Origin of the sequence: Thalassospira sp. UBA1131 (assembly GCF_002311515.1) — a bacterium.
In the GTDB taxonomy this organism is placed as follows: Bacteria; Pseudomonadota; Alphaproteobacteria; order Rhodospirillales; family Thalassospiraceae; genus Thalassospira.
The window spans coordinates 3,330-5,780 of record NZ_DCAO01000120.1 but is presented as its reverse complement, the minus strand read 5'-3'; the positions used below and the strand labels follow the sequence as shown (position 1 = coordinate 5,780).

Sequence of the window (2,451 nt, the reverse complement as noted above, 5' to 3'; positions counted from 1 at the left end):
AAGGCCTGCCATGCCGTGGCAATGCCTTGCATTCAGTATCACCGTCCGGCCTGGGAACAGACCGAAGATGACAACTGGATCATGGTAAAATCGATTGAGGAAGCGGCCAAAATCCTGCCTGACGTTGGCAATCGCGCGCTCATCGCAAGCGGTGCCAAGAACCTGCATGCCTTTGAAGGGCTTGAAAAAACATGGTTGCTTGTTCGCACTGTTGATGCCCCGCGTGATCCGTTTGATCTGGAATTTGGCGAATGGCTTTTTGCGCGCGGCCCGTTCAGTGTTGAAAGCGAGACGGAGCTTCTTGAACGCAACGAAATTGATGTGATCGTCAGCAAAAACAGCGGTGGTGAGGCAACCTTTGCCAAGATCGAAGCCGCGCGGAACCTTGGCATTCCGGTGATCATGATTGAACGGCCGGGCGGGGAGCCGGTCATTCAGGCCCCGTCACGTTCTGAAATCATCGATACCGTTCGTGAGACCCTCAAGAAGGTTTGACGGTCCTGTGCACGCTGGCCGATAGCCTTGGCACCTTCGAGACAAGAAAAACCCCGCCAAAAGTTTGGCGGGGTTTTCTTTTTGATCGTCTGATCAGCCGTGCGCCTTAGACGAAACGGCGGAACTCACCGGATTTACGCGGCGGGCAGAACCGTTTGAGGTATGACGGCGCAATTGCTTCGAGGCTGTTGGGGGTAATGCCAAGTTCGGCAAAACCGTCCGCACCTTCGGAAACGACGTTATCGGTCTTGAGCAACCGAACCTGATCCGGGGTCAGCGGCGGGACCGGCAGGAACTGCAGGAAGAATGCCTTGATCGAAGCCAGCCAGAACGGAACCGGCATCAGAATGGCGCGCTGACGGGTGATGCGCAGCATGTCCTGCAAAAGCGCCATGAAGGAATAGGTTTCCGGTCCACCAAGCTCATAGGTCTTGCCAGCCGATTTGCCTTCGGTGAGTGCGGTGACAAAGGCATCAGCAACATCGCCAACATAGACCGGCTGGAATTTCGGGCCGCCTTCGCCGTGCAGATCAACCTTGCCTTCGCCCAGATCAACTTTCGGAAGGCCCGGTGCGCCAACAACCGGCAGCATCGGCGAAAAACGCGCCATCGTGGCAAACTTGTTCAGGAAGTTATCATTCGGGCCAAAAATCACCGACGGGCGGAAGATCACCGCATCCGGGAACAATTCGCGCACGGCCTTTTCACCGGCCAGCTTTGACGTCGCATAGTTGGCAGAGGTGTTTTTATCCACACCCAGTGCCGACATATGCAAAAGCGTCTTTACACCAGCTGCCTTGGCTTCCTCGGCAATGCGTTTGGCCGCCTTGACGTGGATATTGAGGAAATTCTTGCTGCCGCGTTCATAGAGAATGCCAAGCAGGTTGATCACCGCTTCGGACCCCTCAAGCGCGCCCTTGATGCTGTCTTCGTCGCGCACATCGCAATGGACCGGAACGACCTGCCCCAGATTGCCCATCGGTTTGAGTTTTTTGACGCGTTCAAAGCTTCTGGTCGGGACGCGAACGATAAAATCACGCTCCAGCAGACGCTTGACGATATGACGTCCGACAAATCCGGTGCCGCCAAAAACGGTTACGATACGACGATCCATGCTTGCTCTCTCCTTGCCGGTCGGGAGGATGCGGACGATGCCCGCATCAGATGCCCGTGCTCGGTGGCCTTGGGGTCCGGAACGCCAAAACGATCCGGTCCGAAACTGATCCTGTGGAAAATCATATGGTGCCTGAACATGCGGTGTCCAAACAGACGACAATATGATTTTCAGCAGGCTCTTGGGTTATATACGACCCGCAATTGTGGTCAACAATGCGGTTTTATGAAACGTTTTCGTCTCTGCCCTGCAATTTGGCCAGTATTTCATCATGCAGCGCCAGCAAACCGGCCCGATAATCCGGATAGCGCAGCTTAACACCGAGTTCCTGTTTGATCCGCGCATTTGAAACCCGTTTGTTGTCCTCATAGAAACTGGCGGCCATCGGGCTTAGCTTGGCGGTGGCAAAATCCTGTTCGGGTGGTGGGTCAATACCCAGCAAGCCACAAGCATGGGCAATCACATCCTGCGGCGGGGCAGCATCATCATCACACACATTATAGGCCGCCCCGCAATTGGGCTGTTTGATGGATGCCAGAACCGTCTGGGCGATGTCATCAACATGGATGCGCGAAAAGACCTGACCGGGTTTGACAATCCGGCGCGCACGACCTGACCGGACGGTTTCAAGCGCGTTGCGACCGGGGCCATAGATGCCCGCCAGTCGGAAGCTTTGCACACACAAATCATGACGACGGCCAAGATCAAACCATGCCTTTTCAGCCGCCACGCGCCTGCGCCCGCGCTTGCCACTTGGCAGAAGGTCATCATCTTCGGTGACTTCGGCACCATCACGATCACCGTAAACCCCGGTGGTCGACAAATAGCCAATCCATGTGCCC

At 55.7% G+C, this 2,451-nt stretch carries 3 protein-coding genes; 1 reads left to right on the top strand and 2 read right to left on the bottom strand.

Annotated features, from left to right (window positions below; all coding sequences use genetic code 11):
• Window positions 1-495 (top strand): precorrin-6A/cobalt-precorrin-6A reductase (locus B3Z49_RS20070; RefSeq protein ID WP_296994174.1); only part of this gene is annotated, 495 nt, incomplete at its 5' end.
• A 106-nt stretch (window positions 496-601) separates the two neighbouring features.
• Here B3Z49_RS20070 and B3Z49_RS20065 read toward each other — a convergent pair.
• Both B3Z49_RS20065 and B3Z49_RS20060 read right to left on the bottom strand, forming a co-directional pair.
• Window positions 602-1,609 (bottom strand): complex I NDUFA9 subunit family protein, encoded by a 1,008-nt coding sequence (locus B3Z49_RS20065; protein WP_296994171.1) that lies wholly within the window; start codon window positions 1,607-1,609, stop codon window positions 602-604.
• Between the two features lie 223 nt (window positions 1,610-1,832).
• Window positions 1,833-2,451: NAD-dependent epimerase/dehydratase family protein (locus B3Z49_RS20060; protein WP_296994169.1), on the bottom strand; the 619-nt coding region annotated here is incomplete at its 5' end.

Excerpts from the sequence above, each read along its gene's own strand:
- B3Z49_RS20065 (WP_296994171.1), bottom strand. The coding sequence starts at position 1,609 with ATGGATCGTCGTATCGTAACCGTTTTTGGCGGCACCGGATTTGTCGGA.